Origin of the sequence: Methanospirillum stamsii (assembly GCF_003173335.1) — an archaeon.
GTDB classification, from domain to species: Archaea; Halobacteriota; Methanomicrobia; order Methanomicrobiales; family Methanospirillaceae; genus Methanospirillum; species Methanospirillum stamsii.
Genome location: NZ_QGMZ01000014.1, coordinates 58,504 through 74,841 on the forward strand (window position 1 = coordinate 58,504; position 16,338 = coordinate 74,841).

The following is a 16,338-nucleotide window of genomic DNA, read 5'->3' on the forward strand; positions in this document are numbered from 1 at the left end:
GTCCGGAGGAAAATTATTCCCTCAAAATATGTCCTGTTCTGATGGGACAACTTTCTCTTTTCTTCTATAAAAGATTGTCAGAATAAAAAATTTCAGTATAAAGCATTTCCATAGGCCACTCCTGCAACTTCATCATATGCCTTCTCAAGAAGCCGTTTGTAATAGTGAGTGTCAAATCCCTGCATCTCCCATGAAGGGTCAACCAGAAGCTTTTTTTCGTCCCTGACCAGGTATGCTGCATCCATTCCTGGTTTAAGATCTACACCACAGGCACGATACCGGTCCAGGACTGCCTGGGCGATGCACCGTTTTTTGTATTGTTCCCTTCCAATCCGGCGGGTAATTATGAGTTCCTGCATATCCACATTTTTCAGGTTGCTGGTATAATCCGAATATATATCTTCGAAATTTTCTTTTACTTCGTGAAACTGTGAAAAATCGGTGCATGTTGCCAGTTCTTCAATGAGTTCTTTTTGCATCTGTGCAACATAAGGAGGAACATTTCGCCTATTTGAGGAAAGGCCCTTGATTTTAACATCTCCGGTTTTTAATCTTCCAAAGTAGGAAGTAAAAGATCCACTTCCGTCTGCCTGGTGGAGAAATGCCACCCAGTCGTATTGTTCACATTCGGTTAGGATACCGGTATGCTCCTCTATTTTTTGCTTTATGGTTTCTATCGGTCCACCCTGGATGAAAAGACAGTCAATAATGGCATGAAGGACTTCTCCCTGGTGAAGCTGAGTCAGCGTGATACATTCTTTAAGGAGCCTGGTTGCAGTACGCGTGATCTCTTCATGTACTTCTATTCTTCCGAACCGTGCATTTTTATACCCGGTATAGCCGAAACAGGTGACCAGCATCCATTTCAGCACTCCGTCCATGCCAGCATACGAGGGGTCTGTCTTTTTTCTGGCTTTTGTCTCATGACGTAAGGTGAGAATGGGTTTTAAAACCAAAGGGAGAAATCCGGGAGTTTCTTTGTTTCCGAGTGTTTCCGGAGAGAGGTTTTCTTTTACGATAATGGACGGATAAAAGGATGTGAAATCTATCTGGGTAACATCTGCATATACCCCCGGCCTTGGCTGAAGCATGTATCCGCCCCGGTAATCAAGTCGCATGGAAGTAATATCCCTGCAAGCTTCAGCATCACTTTTCCGGAACGGAACTGCATAACCCCGTTTTAATGCTTCATAGACTTCATAGGTTGATATCAGAGTTCCCGGAGTCAGTCGTGATGCAAGATTGGGGGAAAGCCCACTAAGCCGTGCAGCAAGGAATATCCCCTGAATACTTCCTTCCCGGTGCATGAAACTCTGCCGACTGTCAATAATTATCCTGCCCTCCGGGATCTTTGCACCAAGTCGGTGTTCCATCCTCCCATAACTGTAATAGGATCTGGCCGATACTGTGTGAAATCTGCCAGTTCTGCTAAGCGAGTTGAAAAGACCGAGTTCTTTTGCCTTTGTATCCAGGATACCCGACCATGTATCATAGTCCGAAAAGAGAATGAGATCAGGATCGCGATCCTGGATAACAGTAAAGAAGTCTTCGAGAAGTGTTCTTTCAGGTCCGTCAAGCCCCTGGGTCCGGGTACCTTCGGTAATGGTGATGCGTCCGGGATGAGATTCACGGTGAGGGTTTTCACTACAGGAGATCTCTACAATTGCAAGGTCAAGGTCATGGTCCGGAGAAAACCGGTCAACGTCTGTCCATCCCCCCGGAATCATCTCTGTCCTGGCACAGAGCATTTGTTCCGGGCGGATGTCGACATTAAAAAGCCGTGCCTGATACTGTGTCTGTTCTTCAATTTTGAGGGCAACATCCCGTCCTGCCTGGACACGAAAACCTTCCTCCGTCCCATAGATAGTCCTGATGGTTTCAGGCGTGACCTCATACGCTGATTCAAGACCATCAAGTAACTGGTAATACTGGTGCGGATCAGGGAGTGAAAAGAAAAACTCTGGTGAAAGCCGGTGATGAGTACAGATGATCTGGTTCTCCTGTATTTCCCAGGTGTCCACTCCATCCTTTGTCCGGCAGATATCCAGGATAAATCTTCGTTCTTTAAGAGTCATCATACCCCCAGCGTCAGTTGTTTTGATTGTCTGGTGTGGGCCGGCGATTCATCCGGAAATATCTGTCGAATCTGAAAGATCCGGTGGAAAAACGGCTCCAATGCATAGATGTACCTGTCCGGACAGGTTGAAATGAGCAAAACTCCTGAGTTTTTTATCGCGTATTCTCTGCACCGGTGTCCGATGACTGGCAGCAGGTCTGCCCGTTCTTCAAATAATGATCGGTCATGCTCAAAGATGATAAATGACTGAAATGCTTCGTCGAGAATTGTCAGTATCTGGAATGCGGTAAGAGCTCTTCTGACGACAAACCTCTCTGATAATTGAAATATTCCCGGAAGGATGAGCGGGTAATTTCCGCACATGTACAGGACAAGACTCTTGTCTTTTGAAAGACGTGCTTCGAGCGCCTGTGTCAGATCCTCTGGTGGAGCGATCAATAATGAGAATGTCCCTGGTGAGGGAGTTACTTGTGAGGGAAGAGGAGCTGACATGTCATAGCAGGATGTCAGCATCTCTCATATAATTCTACAGCTAACAGGGTGAAAGTGAAAAATCACATATAAATGTTCATAAATCTGAATTATTTTGGTGTTTCTGCTTTTCAAAGACGGTATTTCTGGCACGAATGAGTTCGGCAATACTCCATGTCTGGCAGATAGTTCCGGCAGATTTATATGGCTGGTCTCCGTCAAAAAGCTCCGGAAGCATACCTGCACCGTCGGTATACAGATAATGCCAGAGTGGGAGCAGTGTTCGTGATGCATGGTATGGTGTTTCACCGTACTGCATAAGTGCATCAACATAAAAGCCGCACATCCAGGGCCAGACCATTCCGTTATGGTATGATTTATCTCCTGCGTATGTTCCATGATACCCAGAAGATCCAGGTGTCAGGGTTCTAAGGCCATACGGGGTCAGCAATTCTGTTCTGATTCGTTCAAGTGCAAGTCGCCCTTCATCAAATGGAACCAGGCCAAGAGCAAGGGCGATTATCTGATTAGGTCTGATCCGGTCGTCCTGTGGATCAATGACATCATACAGACAGCCGGTTTTTTCATTCCAGAATGAATTGAAGGACTTTCTAACCTGTTTCGGAGAGACTGGAACCCCTATTTCAAGGTATTCACAAAGTTCCAGGGACAGAATCCACAGGGCATTTATTTCAACCGGTTTTCCTTCACGGGGAGTCGAAGGAGTATCCATCCATGTTGAACAGGATGTTGTGGAAATAAGGTCTCTGTCAAGGCTTGTTACCTCAGTCTCCGGGTAGGATGAGATCAGATCCTCAAGGTCAGGGATGATGTCATCAACAAATGGTGAGTCCTGATGGGTCTGCAGGTAGTGAAACAGTGCCCAGAATAACCAGAGTGTTGCATCAGCAGAATTGTATAAATCCGGAATCCTGTTTGGGATGAGTCCGCCCTTCCGGTGCCGAAGGTACATCTTGAAGATGTTTTCCGCTTCCCGGTACCGGTCAAAGGCCAGAAGAACTCCGGGAAGACTGATGAATGTGTCTCTTCCCCATGACTCTGTAAACCAGGGGTATCCGGCGATTATCTCCTCATTCCTGATACCAAGGCATGATGCACGGTAGAGAAGGTCGGTTTCAATCTTAGGAAATGGTATGGGAAGTGGCCGGGGCGTTTTTGCCGGATAAACATTCAGTTCAATGGCATCATCTTTGATGGTTCCGGAATAAAAACCCGGAGATAAAAGGTTTTCATATCCCTTGTATCCTCTTTCCTCATCTGTCGGATATCTCGCATTAAGATATGTCTGTGGATCCCGGATAAAAGAGAGAGTGCATGAAAACTGGTGTCCGTTTCCAATAAACCCTCCGGATGAGTCTTCAAAAAGAACCGGTGGGTTTAACGTGAGTTCATGAACGCTTCTGGATGTTAACAGGGGACGTATCTTAAAATCCGCGGTCCCATCCACGTCCCACCTGATAGTAAGACCCCGGTCAAGTGAGATGGTTTTTGTGATTGTGGCATCTTTTATGGCAAATTCCTGGACAACGGGGTATAGTCCTCCGGACTGGATATGTCGTGTTATGTTATCCGGAGAGCTGTTTCCCCACCAGCCGGGAAGAAGTGAAACACCATTGATAATCTCATGGAGTGATGAAAGAATAATTGAATCATTGTCGATTAAAAGGCCATGATATCTGCGAGAATTTCCGGCAAAGGAGGAAGTACAGATCCTTCTTCCTTCGGTCATGAGAAACTCCCTGCCTGATGCTATCCTGGTATTTTGCAGTTCTCTTCCGTACCGGATATGATGAGGAATTATGGTAAGTTCTTCAGGTAGTGCAGGACAGTCCATGATAGGTATTCACTAAAATTACGGTTGTTTTGGGTTATGAACCTGATGATAGATGGCAGCCGTTTTATCCGCTGCAACCTCCCAGGTGAAATCCTTCTCAATTCGTTTTCTTCCGGCAAGACCGAATTTTTTTCTCATGTCCGGATCTTTTAGGAGAATACACAGGTGTTTTGCGATGTCTTCCGGAGAATGTGGATTTACATGAAACCCGTTTTGTTCATCACCATGTATTGTAACCTGCTCATAAAAACCGCTTGTTCCAAGGACACCTGCTACTACCGGTTTTGCCATGGCCATGGCTTCAGTGCATACAATGCCAAAAGCTTCATATTTAGATGGAAAAACAGCACAGTCACAGGCTGCATAATGCATTTTTAGATCCTGTTCGGACACATGCTGACAGGTAAAAATAATAGAATCCGAAAGTCCAAGTTCTTCTGTCATGGACCTGAGCCGGTTTTCCAGTTCACCAACCCCCAGGACAACCAGTTTTACATCCGGAATTTCTCTCGCAATCTCCGGCATAGCCCGGATTAGATTCTCAATCCCCTTAACCGGTGTTAACCTGCCCACGTACAGGATCATCGGACTGTCATGGACTCCTGTCTGACTCCGAAACTCAGAAATGCTATCAACTGTAAAAAGGTCCGGGGAAAAAGAGTCCGGGTCCACCCCGTTGTGTACAACATGAATTTTTTCCTCCTGGAATCCGAGTTTTACCAGGGCATTTTTCATGGCATGTGATACGGTGATTATTGCATCCGCTTTTTCGGCTGCCATCCTTTCGATGTCTGTAATTATCTGTGAAGGGTTTTCCATCCTTCCCTGTTCATGGGAATGAAAGTGGAAAATGAATGGAATATCCAGATTTTCCCTGATGATCAGTCCGGCAGTTGCGCTGGCCCAGTCGTGAGATACTACCAGTTGAAATGAGTGTTTTTTGGCCTGATGAAAAGTCCGGATATAATGATATGCTCCGAGCTGGTTGTACTGAATTGTTTCCATGAAAAACTGCTGGTCTGGAAAATTCCAGGATTCCACACCAGAGGGAACCAGATATGGAATAATATCATTGGTTTTTAAGACGTCAGGGCGATAGACCGGTATTCCGTTCCAGAGGTCTGATAATGGAAGATTCCCCGTGTTCCGGGAAAGAACTGCCGGACGAACATGTCTTCTGCTGAGTCTTCCTGTCATTTCCCTTGCATATGTTCCAAGTCCTCCCCAGAAAACCGGTGGAAATTCATCAATACAGAATATTATGTTCAAATCATCGCCTCCCGGTACACATACATCATATGGTCTTTTATTGAATCCCAGAAGAACCGTTTATCAACCTGGATATACCCTCCCCTGGCCATTCTGATTCTGTCATTTTGATTATCCAGGTAATAATTCACTCCCCATGCAATACCCTCCGGGGTGGTGTCGACAACAAGGCCGGTTACTCCGTGCTCGACATTTTCTGCAAGTCCGCCAACCCTGCTCACAACAACCGGACGGTTTGCACTCCATGCTTCCAGGAGAATAATCCCAAACGGTTCATTCCTGCTTGGGATTACGATGATATCACTAGCATGAAGAAGACGAACATATTCAGAATCTGTTATAAATCCTGGAAACTGCACCGGCCATCCCCGGGTCCGATCCATCAGCCAGTCCCGCATTCCTCCGTCTCCGGCAAGAATGAAAGCTGCATTCCAGTGTTTTTCCCTGATAAGGGGTATTGCATCGACAAGAATGTCCGGCCCTTTCTGATAGGCCATTCTGCCGATATAGGAAATGAGAGGAGTTGAGTAATGCAGCCCGAATTTTTCTTTTATCGAGCCGGGATCAATACTGACATCGAACTGCTCTTTTACAACCCCATTTGGAATGACATGAACTTTTGCAGGATCTACTTTATAGAGATCAATGACTTCACTTCGGAGTGTCCAGGAAACCATGGTACATCTTCGTGCAATCAGGCCAGCATACCATTCTTTGCTACAAATTTCGTGATATTCCCACCAGTCACCGTGAACGTTTCCGTTTCTGCCAAATTCAGTGGAGTGATAGGAAAAAACCGTTGGCCTGTGTTGCAGGAGATGAAGTGCTTCGGTTACATGCCAGTCGTGAAAATGTATTACATCAAAAGGCGGGCTGTCAAACTGGTAAAAACGATCAACAAGTCCTCTTGAAAGGTTGGCACAATAATCAATGATATTGGTACCGGAGGGGCGAAACACGTGGTAATAGACCCCGTTCATCTCGAAGTCCTCGTCCCCCCGGGTAAAAAAATGTACTTCATGGTCTTTTGCAAGAGCCTGGGCGAGATAGGTTGATGCGTTTGAAAGACCTCCGACCCGGTCTCCATGGAGGTTTTCCCAGCAGAAAATGGCTATCTTGTATCGTTCTCCTGTCAAAATATGCACCTGTGGTTTCTTTTATTGAGTTTAGCGAATCCTGCAGAAAATCCGGCAGTATTACGAAGAATAACTAAATAATCTGCGGATTTTTTGAAAATATTTGTGGGACACCACCGGAAGGGAAACGAATAAAAAACCATATTGAAAAAATGGATGAACCATCATTAAAATACTTGTCTGAAAACCGGGATCATGTAAGATATTTGTTATTGTAAGTTGGTTCTATCAAACACTTATCACCGCATACACAGGTTACATCTTTCAGTTCCTTAAGAAAATTGGATGGAATTACATGATATTGTCATTCCCCGCGCGAAATTGCAGTTCATAAAGATACGGATCGATGTTCGAAGGGCGGTAACTAATGATCATTCGTAATATCAGGAAGAATTGAAACGGTCAATAATTTAAAAATTAAGGGAATACAGAATATATCTCTTCTCTACTCTTTATTCTATAAAATTTGATGATATTATCAGATATTTTAAGTCCAATGCGATATTTACCAACTCTGACACGATAACATTCAGGGTATCCTTTCATCGGAGTGATATCAAGGCCACATTCCCAAATACTATCTGATTCGGGTATATCCTCAAAAATTATTTTCGCTATTTTATCTTTATGTGTGGTGGGGACATTTACAAGATCTTTGATGCAGGCTTTCTTGTATTTGCATTCAACCATTATTTTGTCCGGTGATGGTTGATTTATAGAATTTTATTGCGCTTTCCCGATCCAATTCCTCATCGTCTTCTACTTCATTCATGAGATGAGATAATCCATAATTCTCTATTATGGTTTCAATTTTTTGAAAAGTGGCAATATCCAGAATAACCCCTACTGGCTTACCATCTTCTGTTGTTATCGATTGGTGATGAATATCAAGCATTTGTTATTGTATGGGATTGTGTTTCTCAAAAGCTTATTTGTTGAGAATTTGTTTTGAGCCCGGGACATAATGTAAGGTTGACGATGTAAAAAAGGATATAATAATTATGAGCGAATTTACAGCCCTCATTAACGGTGAGATCTCACTATCTTAACCCTGCCCATAACTCAAATCTCCGGGTATCGGCTGCAAGTATTAATTCCTGGCGGGTTTTTGCCTGTTCAATGGACCGGGCCAGTGGTTCATCTTTTATCTCATACCTGCACCATGAAGCAAAATCTCCTTTCTGGTGATGAAATGATATTGAATCTGCAGGAACAATCTGGAGCATCTCTGCAAACTGGTCAAGATCAAATGCAACATGTCCGGTATACCCGACCGGACTGGAGAAATAAAAAGCATCATCAACCGAAAGCGAGCGAAGAGGAAATAAAAACTTTTTCTTTTCCATGGTATTTACCTCACGCTCTTCAAAATCAGCCAGTGCATCCATGTATGTTATAAATGCCTCATGTTCCGGCTGGTGGCTGAAATAATTATGGACTTCTCCGCATGAGCCATATTTGCAGGACATATAATAGAAATGGTCACTTATCTGGAAGCATCTCCATAGGTGCTTGTTTTCACAGAATGATTCTGCCCGCTGAACTGCCCTGAAGGCATTTTTTTGTTTTCTGTTCTCTATCCAGGCACTCCCGTCTTTCTCTGCATCTGCCCAGGAAATCGGATAAGGAATAGAAAATTCGTGTTGGACGGGGAATGAAAGAATCTCAGATGGCTTTATCATCTTTACATCTGAATTTCTCATTTCAGGTCCCAGGTGTCTTAAAAATTCCAGGATACCTGATTCTACCCAGTAATGTTCTCCGAGGGTTTCATAATCAATAAAAACCGGGATAAAATCGCCGGGTGTTTTTGATATCCAGGAAGCATACCGGTCGGCTGTAAGGGGCCACTCAGCCCAGTCACGGCAGGTAAACCGGAATGCAATGTCATCAGAGAGTTTAAAATTTCTCATAATGACCGGAAGACCGGCACACTGATACAGATGGTTGGGACTTCTCCACTCCAGAATATGGTCCACTCCTTCGGTAAGACAGGCTTTATATCCCAGTTCCCGGACAGTTGCAGCAATCCGGTTGTCAAGAATGAATTCGGTATTTTCAAAAACCACCGGTTCAACGTGGAACACATCTTTTATGAGTTCCCGGTGAAGGTTGACCTGGTTGCAAAATTCATCCATTGTCCAGAAAAGGCTGGCCATACTGTGAAAATAAGTCTGCCCAATCATCTCGACGTTTTTATGACTGGCTGCCTGAACAAAAAGATCAAGAATGTCCGGTGCCCATCGCTCCATCTGTTCAATGAGTACTCCGGAAATTGAGAAAGCACATGCGAATCCTTCATCAAGCTTTTCAAGAATGATGGAGGTGGCTGGTCCGTAACACTTATTGGATACCCGAAGCAGGATTTCTTTATTTGCTCCATCAAAATAGCGCTCCATGAGGTCTTCCTGGTTATTCTTCGATCCGGGCACAAATGCCTTTTTCAGGCGATATGGTTGATGTATTTCAAACCCGAGACAAAAACGTTGGTTCATGTGATCACCAAAAAAAAGTAAAAGTCTTGTCTGATTGATAAACAAGGAATTTTAAGCTGAACCATATTGTTACTATTCCTGCTACCATTATAAATTATTAGTACCATTTTTTTTGGTTATTTCATGTTTAGGGCAGGGCCGTAATCTGATGGAAAAGAATAAACCTGATGCCAGAAGATGGTAAAACAATGAATGGAGCAATAATGCAGGTGCTCATGGATCCTGTAGTGATAATTTTTGTCCTCTGCACAATAGTTGCAGTGTTAGGCAAATTTTTCAGGTCATGGGTTATCTCATGTGTATTGCTCCTGTTATCTGGGCTACTCATAATTATTGTTGTTGTAACGATTGGCCAGCTAGCCGGACTCGAGGACCAAATTCGGTATCTAATTACTGCTCAGTACTCATTTTTCTCTTCAATCTCTCTCTCGCTTCGTGATATTGTTCTGACCGTTATCATTATCTTTGCATTCCAACTGGCCCTGGCCCTGCATGTCACGAAGGTTGACGTAGAATTCCAGAAAAGGTTCTACTGGCTTCCGAGAAAACACTGTTGTCACTATGAAATGGAATATACTCTTGATGACCTTGGGAAAAAAATAGGCAGAAAATAAAAATGAAAGTGAGGATCTGATCCTTTTTATTCCGGTTTTTTCCCTGCAGCAATCAGGTTATATGCAAGGTATGGAATATTGTCTTCAATGAAGGATTCCACTTTTTTTGCTATCATAAATAAGGGGCCTGCCAGGTTGAAATGAGCAAAAGAACACCTGAATATCTCAATGTCTTCAAATCCTGCCATCTGAAGAAGGTCATACATCTCTTTTGCACTATAATAATGTTCAGCAAATGAGCCGACCCCGACCCTCCTGATTTTCATTTTCGCACCAATGGTATAGAGTGCCGGAAGACCTGATGTAAAAATATTTCTTCCAAGTGTACAAACAGCAAGTCTTCCTCCAGGAACTAAAACCCTGAAACAGTCCTGCATGGTAAGGTCAGGATTCTGGAGATAGGAAAATGCAAGGAGACTGGATATGGAATCAAATGAAGATGATTCGAACGGTAAAAATTCTCCATTTCCTACGACATATGAGAGGTCCGGATACCGGTCCCGTGCCTTTCGAATCATTCCAAAGCTGATATCAATGCCGGTAGCGGTGCGGTTTTTCTCTTCTCTTAAGTACCGCTCAAGAAAAAGTCCGGTTCCGCATCCGATATCCAGGAGATGTCCGTTAGTATTTATTTTTCCAAGGACAGCTTCGGATATATGATCATAGTAGATCTTCCCCCGTTCCCGGTGGTCGTATCGCTGGTCATAAACATCGGCGATATCATCGTAGTGTGACTGGACACGGGTCTCTACCGATGCTTTCATTCCGGTTATGGAAACACCTCCGCTACAATGGTTGCAACAAGGGCATTAACCTGGACATATTCATTGCCTGCATGGGTGAGTCGTGCATCGGCATCGGCCAGAAGTGTAATTATCTCCGGATCATGATATTCCCGCTCCACTACCTGAAGCAGGGTACTGATAACTTCTTTTCCTGATAGGCCCTGTGATATCATGAGGGACTGGATTGTTTTTTGTGCTGCTCCGACATCCTTGGCTTTCATGGCATGAAATGCAGTGGAAGTCTCTTCCTGTAATTCTGTCATGCTGAGGGTATCCGGATTAAAAGGTGTTTTTGTCTCTACCCTGACCTGAAGATACATGATTGCTTTTCGTAAATCACCTGCAGAGGCAGCAACAATAAGACCGATTTCATCAGAAGATACCCTGTCCTGTTCTGGTATGTCTTCCTGTATCTGATTTAGAGTATCCCTTATTATCTCCCGGGAGACCGGGGAAAAAAAGAGAGGAAGGCACCTTGATTTTATTGGGGGGATAAGGGATGAAACCTGTGTTGTGGTGAAGATAAACCGGCATGTTGCACTATACCGCTCCATGGTTCTGCGGAGAGCATGCTGCACATCATGGGATAAGGCCTGGGCATCTTCAAATAACATAACTTTGAATTCTGCGTCTATCGGACGAATCGATGCGTATGATGAGATGATATGTTTGAAATTGGACAGAAATGATTCATCAGAACGGTAGAGCTGAAAAAACCGTTCGTCTGATTCCAGGGCTGATTTTCCACGTTCCATGAAATCAGCAGTTCGGAAGAGTGTAACGTTATCCTGCCACCGTTCCCCGTAAAGTTCTCGTAATGTTGTTTCAACAGCTACTGATTTACCGGTACCGGGAGGACCACAGACAACGAGATGGGGCAATGTCTTTGTTTCTGCACATCGTTTAAGAACTTCAGAGACCCTCTCCTGTCCATGAATCTGGTCAAAGCTGACCGGACGGTACTTCTCAATCCAGAACATCCTGTAACTTCCTCCGTATATATTCCAGTGCATCCCTGATAAATTCGGTTCCGGTATAATTGCTGAGTATGTCCGGGATCTCTTCTTCGGTTATTTCCTTACAAAACCGGGTGATATGAGGTATTGCCCGTGTTACTTCATCGATAACCGGAAGGGTACAGGTCCGGGTGGTCCGGGAGAGGGGATTGAGGTCAATGGCAATGACTGTTTTTCCCATTTTAATCAGTGCCTCAGCCCGGTCTCCATCTTCAAGGGGCACCAGGATTACATCTGCTGAATACATTCCGTCGTGATGACAAAGACCACGGTCATGATCAAGAGGAATGAACCTGGAGACTTCTCCGGAAAGGACTTTTACTCCGTGTTTTTCAAGGAGACGGGTAATTGAGTCAATTCGCTCTTCAGTCCGGTGAAAGAGGTTTACTTCAACTATTGATCCTGAGGCCTGTTGTAATGCTGCAATTGCTTCTGCTGCAAGAGCGGCAGTGTTGCCATTTACCGATATCACCGGATGCCTGGCAGAGAGGAGAAGGGCTGCAGCTATTTTTTCTGCCCGGAGCGCCGAGGGTGTTGAAGCCTCTCCAAGCAGGTAATCAAATGCTTCTCCTCTTCCATGGGCGGTGAGGCCTTCAAGTGAGACGATTCCTGTTTTTGCACAGGTTGCAAGGTGTTCCCTGGTAACAAGAGAACGATATCGGGGGTGAGTTTTTGGAATCATGACAGATATTCTCCGTGTAATATTCTGGGTCCTCCGGGGGAGAGGGAAAGGCGGTATACATTGCCAAATCCGGACAGGATCTTTTCAGCATCTCTTCCGGTGGCAAACACGCCGTTCCCGAGCATTGTCATACTTGCAGGAATGCCATGTGCATCACATTTGAGAAGGATGTTTCGTACATCTTCAGTAATAAGTCCGGTCCCTTCGGCAAATTTCCGTGCAACGGTCATAAATTCATCAAGAGTTTTGGGTATTGTGGTGGGGTATGCTCGTTTAAATTTTTCTATCTGTTCCGGTGAACTGAGAACAGATGAGGTTTTTATCGGGCTGATGGTTATTGCAAATATTGATCTTGTATCCATTGTCCGGTATATTTCACCATCAGGTCCGGGTGTGACCCGGACAACAAACCCCCCTCCCTGACACCCAGATACATCTCCAAGGCCTGATCGTTCCATGACCTCAAGCCGGTGTGCGAGTCGTGCACATTCATGCTCATTCATTCCGAACTGAAATAACCGGTTTAATGCATGAGTTGCTCCAAGAAGAGCCGCAGCAGACATCCCGTATCCACATCCGATGGGAAGATGGCAGCAGGTGGTTATCGATGCCGAAACATCAAGAGCATCCAGAAGATTCATGATGATATTGGATGATTCAGCAATTTTGTTGGGCATTCCGGTTCTGTCAGTCTGATAAACGTCCACAGATGAGACCGGGTTTCTTGATGCGGTAACTTTTACCCCTTCTGAAATAACAAGTCCGGCGCCACAACTACCTGACTCATCAGGATTTTCAGATATGACCGGAAGAAAATATCCGGAAATCTGGCCAGGACAAAATGCCACGACATGCGATGATCCCATGGTTATAGGTGTTTTGTAACAATTCTCTGGAATATTTGCCGGGCAATATCCTGTTTTAAACCGCTTATCCGGGTCTCTCCGGAATAATCAAGGAGTGTGTAATTACCCTCTTCAGTGCCCAGGTTCTCCGGAGTATTTGCAAGGACCATGGTGACACCTTTTTTTAGAAGTGCCTGTGCATCAGTAATAGAATCTTCTCCCAGTTTGAATCCGACAATGACCGGAATGGTCCCGAGAACACTGTCAAGAATCTTCGGAAGTGGTTTAAACCTGATTGTAACTTCCTGTCCGCTTAGAATTTTTCCTGGAACCTTTTCCGGAGCAAAATCTGAAATCGCTGCGGCACTGATATAAATGTCGGGCTTTTTTTCCTTGACGACTGATTGTACCGCCTGTTCCATGGATGCAGCGGTAGTGATCCGGATATTTTCACAGAATGGTACATAATCACGATGGATAATGGTAACATCTGCTCCTAATCTGAATGCTTCGAGGGCAAGTTCCTGGCCCATGATACCAGATGATCGTGAGGTGAGAACCCGGATATCATCAACCGGCTCTTCACATCTGCCACTGGTGATGAGGACCTTTTTTCCTGATAACGGACTTTGGGAAAGAATACGTTCACACCAGAGTACTATTTCATCCTGGGCTACAATTTTTGCTTTTCCTTCTTCAATCTTTGGTCCGATAACTATGATTCCGGCATCTATGAGTGCATTCAGATTTTTTACGACCATCTGGTGACGAAACATTGCATGGTGCATGGCAGGGACAAGTGCTACCGGCATGTTTCTTCCAAGAGCTGTCGTTGCAAAGGTGGTTACCGGTGTATCGTCGATACCACAGGCTATTTTTGATATGGTATTTGCCGTACAGGGGGCGATTAACAGGAGGTCGGAAAACCCTTCGTCCCCACAGTATTCTACATGTTCAACATGACCGGATATCCGGGTAATGGTATCTCTGCCGCTTGCGTAGGTCAGGGCATCAGGGTGGAGTATTGAGCAGGCAGCCTGGCTCATAACCGGCTGAACAATCGCCCCTTTTCTCCGGAGTGCATGGACCAGCTTAACGGTTTCAACCGCTGCAATACTACCGGTTACTCCGAGGACTATAGTTTTTCCAGATAGATAACTCATGAAATTACCACATCAGTGACGGTATGTGTCTTTTTTGGGCCTATTTTTTTTATAATCCGGTGGGTGCACGACCCTTGCCTGTCTGAATCAGATAATATTTGTTTTATTTCGCCGGTGATATCTCCGATTCCGTGAACATGCAGCACCGTTCCGGATACTACATGTTTTAAGGCTAAAGAAAGAAAATCAGTGGCATTGTAATGGCCCATGTGTATCCGGTCATAGATACCTTTCATGTTTTCTCTGCAGTCTCCTTCTGATATCCTAATGTGAGATTCCAGGTTGTTTTCAATACAATTTGTACGGAGGTACCTGACTGATTCAGGATTGAGTTCAATTGCATGGACCTCTGCACCGGCTTTTGCAAGAGGAAGGGTAAAGTATCCGATTCCGGCAAACATGTCACATACCTGTTCACCTTTTGAAACCATATGTGACACCCGGATTTTTTCTTCCCGGTTGCCCTGAGAGAACATTATTCGGGAAGGGTCCAGCCGGTAGATTATCCCAGCTTCCTTGAAGGTAACCTCTCCTGTTTCACCATAGAGAGGTTCGATGTCCGGGATCCGCATCTTACCGGTATGTCCTTTGTACCAGATGATTCCCCTAGGATTATATGTGATGATAACCTCGTCAATCAGGTCCGGACCTGGTTTTGGTCCATGAAAGGCGATGATATCTCCGATCCTTTGGTATCCCCTTTTTTTCCGTTTTCTATCCGGGAGGATGTGAGTAAAAGGATATCCGTCCTGGACTGGAATAAAGGCTGTATCATTCAGAACATAGGGTTTTCTGGTCGTATCTACCCAGTGTTCTGATAGAATGGATTTTATTTCTTTCGTGGGAACAGCCCGGACATTCATGATCGGCAGGAATTATGCTGATTATACGACAAGGACTTTGTCTTCATCACGGATGATATGAACACGTTCTCCGGAATTGATAGTACGCCATGAAAGAACCGGAACCTCTTCTGTTTTCCCTGATTCTTCCTCCATCAGGCCAAGCGTTTCCCCATCCTGGTATACAACCAGCATCGGAATGCCGTCCCTGACTGACCCGATATATCTTGATTCGGTGGAGACCGGAACAGTCCGGGGAATACCTGAAGCAAGATCAAGGTAACTGATAGTCTTACCTTCAGCCCCGAGAATCTCTCCATAGGTGCCTCTTATGAAAATGATGTCTCCTTTGGTATACCGGGGCAGCCGCACTGCATAAGTAATCCGGAAAAGTTTTTTACCTTCTTTCTCTCCGACAAGAGTTGGATGCAGGGAATATCGTCCTCCCATCTTTCTGGTAATATCACGTGATATCTGCTCACCAAGGGTCTGGGTGCCTACGATGATATCCAGTCCTTCTCTTCCCTCTTCCATCCGGGTGACAAATGAAAGGCGTTCTCCCTGAAGTTGTAACTCCTCTTCTGCAAGATAGGCGATCCGTTTTGCCCGTTCCTGCTCTTCAGGTGTGGCTTTTCTTCCTTCAGCCCTGAGCTGTACAACACCCTGCCAGTAATTACCATGGTACCTGCTGCATCGGTCACAGGAGTCAAACTGCCAGAGTATTTCAACCATACAAGCGGTTTCAACTTTTTCTTTATATAGTTCTCCGGTCACGGATATGTGCGCAAATGATCTGTTTTTACTATTTTCTTCGAGTCTGATATCCAACTGAGGTTTTCTGATATCCTCATGGAGATGAACTGCAGACAATGCTGCATCATATTCAAGGTCTTCGCGTGAGCGTTCGCAATCATTCCATCCGTTTTTATCACGCATGGAATTACAATTCGGACATCTTACAAGAATTACCCGCCCATCACACCGGAACCATTCCATCTTTCCTGCGCGGCATTTTCCACAAATATCTCCTTCAGGAGAAGGGCCGCCACATTTAGGGCAGATTGCTTGTTGTAAATCCATGAAAATTC

Annotated in this window: 15 protein-coding genes; 1 reads left to right on the forward strand and 14 read right to left on the reverse strand. The window is 44.8% G+C overall.

What is annotated here, in order from left to right:
- Window positions 1–92: 92 nt before the first annotated feature.
- The 7 genes from DLD82_RS06870 to DLD82_RS06905 form a co-directional block, all read right to left on the reverse strand.
- Window positions 93–2,078, reverse strand: coding sequence for a type B DNA-directed DNA polymerase (locus DLD82_RS06870; RefSeq protein ID WP_109940375.1), 1,986 nt, complete (start codon window positions 2,076–2,078; stop codon window positions 93–95).
- Window positions 2,075–2,569: a hypothetical protein gene (locus DLD82_RS06875; protein ID WP_219968309.1), complete on the reverse strand. Its 495-nt coding sequence runs from the start codon at window positions 2,567–2,569 to the stop codon at window positions 2,075–2,077. Before DLD82_RS06875 ends, DLD82_RS06870 begins: the two co-directional genes overlap by 4 nt.
- 76 nt (window positions 2,570–2,645) lie before the next feature.
- Window positions 2,646–4,403, reverse strand: a complete 1,758-nt coding sequence (locus DLD82_RS06880; protein ID WP_109940377.1) for an amylo-alpha-1,6-glucosidase — start codon at window positions 4,401–4,403, stop codon at window positions 2,646–2,648.
- A gap of 18 nt (window positions 4,404–4,421) precedes the next feature.
- Window positions 4,422–5,672, reverse strand: a complete 1,251-nt coding sequence (locus DLD82_RS06885; protein ID WP_109940378.1) for a glycosyltransferase family 4 protein — start codon at window positions 5,670–5,672, stop codon at window positions 4,422–4,424.
- Window positions 5,669–6,808: a glycosyltransferase family 4 protein gene (locus DLD82_RS06890; RefSeq protein WP_109940379.1), complete on the reverse strand. Its 1,140-nt coding sequence runs from the start codon at window positions 6,806–6,808 to the stop codon at window positions 5,669–5,671. The genes DLD82_RS06885 and DLD82_RS06890 overlap by 4 nt, the downstream gene beginning before the upstream one ends.
- A gap of 682 nt (window positions 6,809–7,490) precedes the next feature.
- Window positions 7,491–7,703 carry a hypothetical protein gene (locus DLD82_RS06900; RefSeq protein ID WP_109940381.1) on the reverse strand — a complete coding sequence of 71 codons (213 nt, stop codon included), beginning with the start codon at window positions 7,701–7,703 and terminating at the stop codon, window positions 7,491–7,493.
- Between the two features lie 145 nt (window positions 7,704–7,848).
- Complete coding sequence (locus tag DLD82_RS06905) at window positions 7,849–9,303, reverse strand: glycoside hydrolase family 57 protein (RefSeq protein ID WP_109940500.1); 1,455 nt, start codon at window positions 9,301–9,303, stop codon at window positions 7,849–7,851.
- A gap of 167 nt (window positions 9,304–9,470) precedes the next feature.
- Here DLD82_RS06905 and DLD82_RS06910 point away from each other — a divergent pair, with 167 nt between their 5' ends.
- The gene (locus DLD82_RS06910; RefSeq protein WP_109940382.1) at window positions 9,471–9,917 is read left to right on the forward strand and encodes a hypothetical protein; all 447 of its coding nucleotides are present in this window, start codon (window positions 9,471–9,473) and stop codon (window positions 9,915–9,917) included.
- 26 nt (window positions 9,918–9,943) lie between these two features.
- On the opposite strand, the gene DLD82_RS06915 is transcribed toward DLD82_RS06910, so the two are convergent.
- Genes DLD82_RS06915 through DLD82_RS06945 form a run of 7 tightly spaced genes read right to left on the reverse strand, consistent with a single transcriptional unit; the run spans window position 9,944 to window position 16,330 of the window.
- Window positions 9,944–10,681, reverse strand: a complete 738-nt coding sequence (locus DLD82_RS06915; protein WP_109940383.1) for a class I SAM-dependent methyltransferase — start codon at window positions 10,679–10,681, stop codon at window positions 9,944–9,946.
- 5 nt (window positions 10,682–10,686) lie between these two features.
- Window positions 10,687–11,682, reverse strand: a complete 996-nt coding sequence (locus DLD82_RS06920) for an AAA family ATPase (RefSeq protein ID WP_181391304.1) — start codon at window positions 11,680–11,682, stop codon at window positions 10,687–10,689.
- A complete protein-coding gene (locus DLD82_RS06925; RefSeq protein ID WP_109940385.1) occupies window positions 11,669–12,400 on the reverse strand; it encodes a 4-phosphopantoate--beta-alanine ligase in 732 nt (243 codons plus the stop codon). Before DLD82_RS06925 ends, DLD82_RS06920 begins: the two co-directional genes overlap by 14 nt.
- Window positions 12,397–13,266, reverse strand: coding sequence for a pantoate kinase (locus tag DLD82_RS06930; protein WP_109940386.1), 870 nt, complete (start codon window positions 13,264–13,266; stop codon window positions 12,397–12,399). The genes DLD82_RS06925 and DLD82_RS06930 overlap by 4 nt, the downstream gene beginning before the upstream one ends.
- Before the next feature lie 2 nt (window positions 13,267–13,268).
- Complete coding sequence (gene coaBC, locus DLD82_RS06935) at window positions 13,269–14,408, reverse strand: bifunctional phosphopantothenoylcysteine decarboxylase/phosphopantothenate--cysteine ligase CoaBC (protein WP_109940387.1); 1,140 nt, start codon at window positions 14,406–14,408, stop codon at window positions 13,269–13,271.
- Window positions 14,405–15,271 carry a class I SAM-dependent methyltransferase gene (locus DLD82_RS06940; protein ID WP_109940388.1) on the reverse strand — a complete coding sequence of 289 codons (867 nt, stop codon included), beginning with the start codon at window positions 15,269–15,271 and terminating at the stop codon, window positions 14,405–14,407. The genes coaBC and DLD82_RS06940 overlap by 4 nt, the downstream gene beginning before the upstream one ends.
- 21 nt (window positions 15,272–15,292) lie before the next feature.
- Complete coding sequence (locus tag DLD82_RS06945) at window positions 15,293–16,330, reverse strand: 60S ribosomal export protein NMD3 (protein ID WP_109940389.1); 1,038 nt, start codon at window positions 16,328–16,330, stop codon at window positions 15,293–15,295.
- Window positions 16,331–16,338 lie beyond the last annotated feature (8 nt).

Bases quoted from the DNA above. Each gene is read 5' to 3' on its own strand.
- DLD82_RS06870 (WP_109940375.1), bottom strand. From the start codon at position 2,078: ATGATGACTCTTAAAGAACGAAGATTTATCCTGGATATCTGCCGGACA.
- DLD82_RS06875 (WP_219968309.1), bottom strand. From the start codon at position 2,569: ATGTCAGCTCCTCTTCCCTCACAAGTAACTCCCTCACCAGGGACATTC.
- DLD82_RS06880 (WP_109940377.1), bottom strand. From the start codon at position 4,403: ATGGACTGTCCTGCACTACCTGAAGAACTTACCATAATTCCTCATCAT.
- DLD82_RS06900 (WP_109940381.1), bottom strand. From the start codon at position 7,703: ATGCTTGATATTCATCACCAATCGATAACAACAGAAGATGGTAAGCCA.
- DLD82_RS06905 (WP_109940500.1), bottom strand. From the start codon at position 9,303: ATGAACCAACGTTTTTGTCTCGGGTTTGAAATACATCAACCATATCGC.
- DLD82_RS06910 (WP_109940382.1), top strand. From the start codon at position 9,471: ATGCCAGAAGATGGTAAAACAATGAATGGAGCAATAATGCAGGTGCTC.
- DLD82_RS06915 (WP_109940383.1), bottom strand. From the start codon at position 10,681: ATGAAAGCATCGGTAGAGACCCGTGTCCAGTCACACTACGATGATATC.
- DLD82_RS06920 (WP_181391304.1), bottom strand. From the start codon at position 11,682: ATGTTCTGGATTGAGAAGTACCGTCCGGTCAGCTTTGACCAGATTCAT.
- DLD82_RS06925 (WP_109940385.1), bottom strand. From the start codon at position 12,400: ATGATTCCAAAAACTCACCCCCGATATCGTTCTCTTGTTACCAGGGAA.
- DLD82_RS06930 (WP_109940386.1), bottom strand. From the start codon at position 13,266: ATGGGATCATCGCATGTCGTGGCATTTTGTCCTGGCCAGATTTCCGGA.
- coaBC (WP_109940387.1), bottom strand. From the start codon at position 14,408: ATGAGTTATCTATCTGGAAAAACTATAGTCCTCGGAGTAACCGGTAGT.
- DLD82_RS06940 (WP_109940388.1), bottom strand. From the start codon at position 15,271: ATGAATGTCCGGGCTGTTCCCACGAAAGAAATAAAATCCATTCTATCA.
- DLD82_RS06945 (WP_109940389.1), bottom strand. From the start codon at position 16,330: ATGGATTTACAACAAGCAATCTGCCCTAAATGTGGCGGCCCTTCTCCT.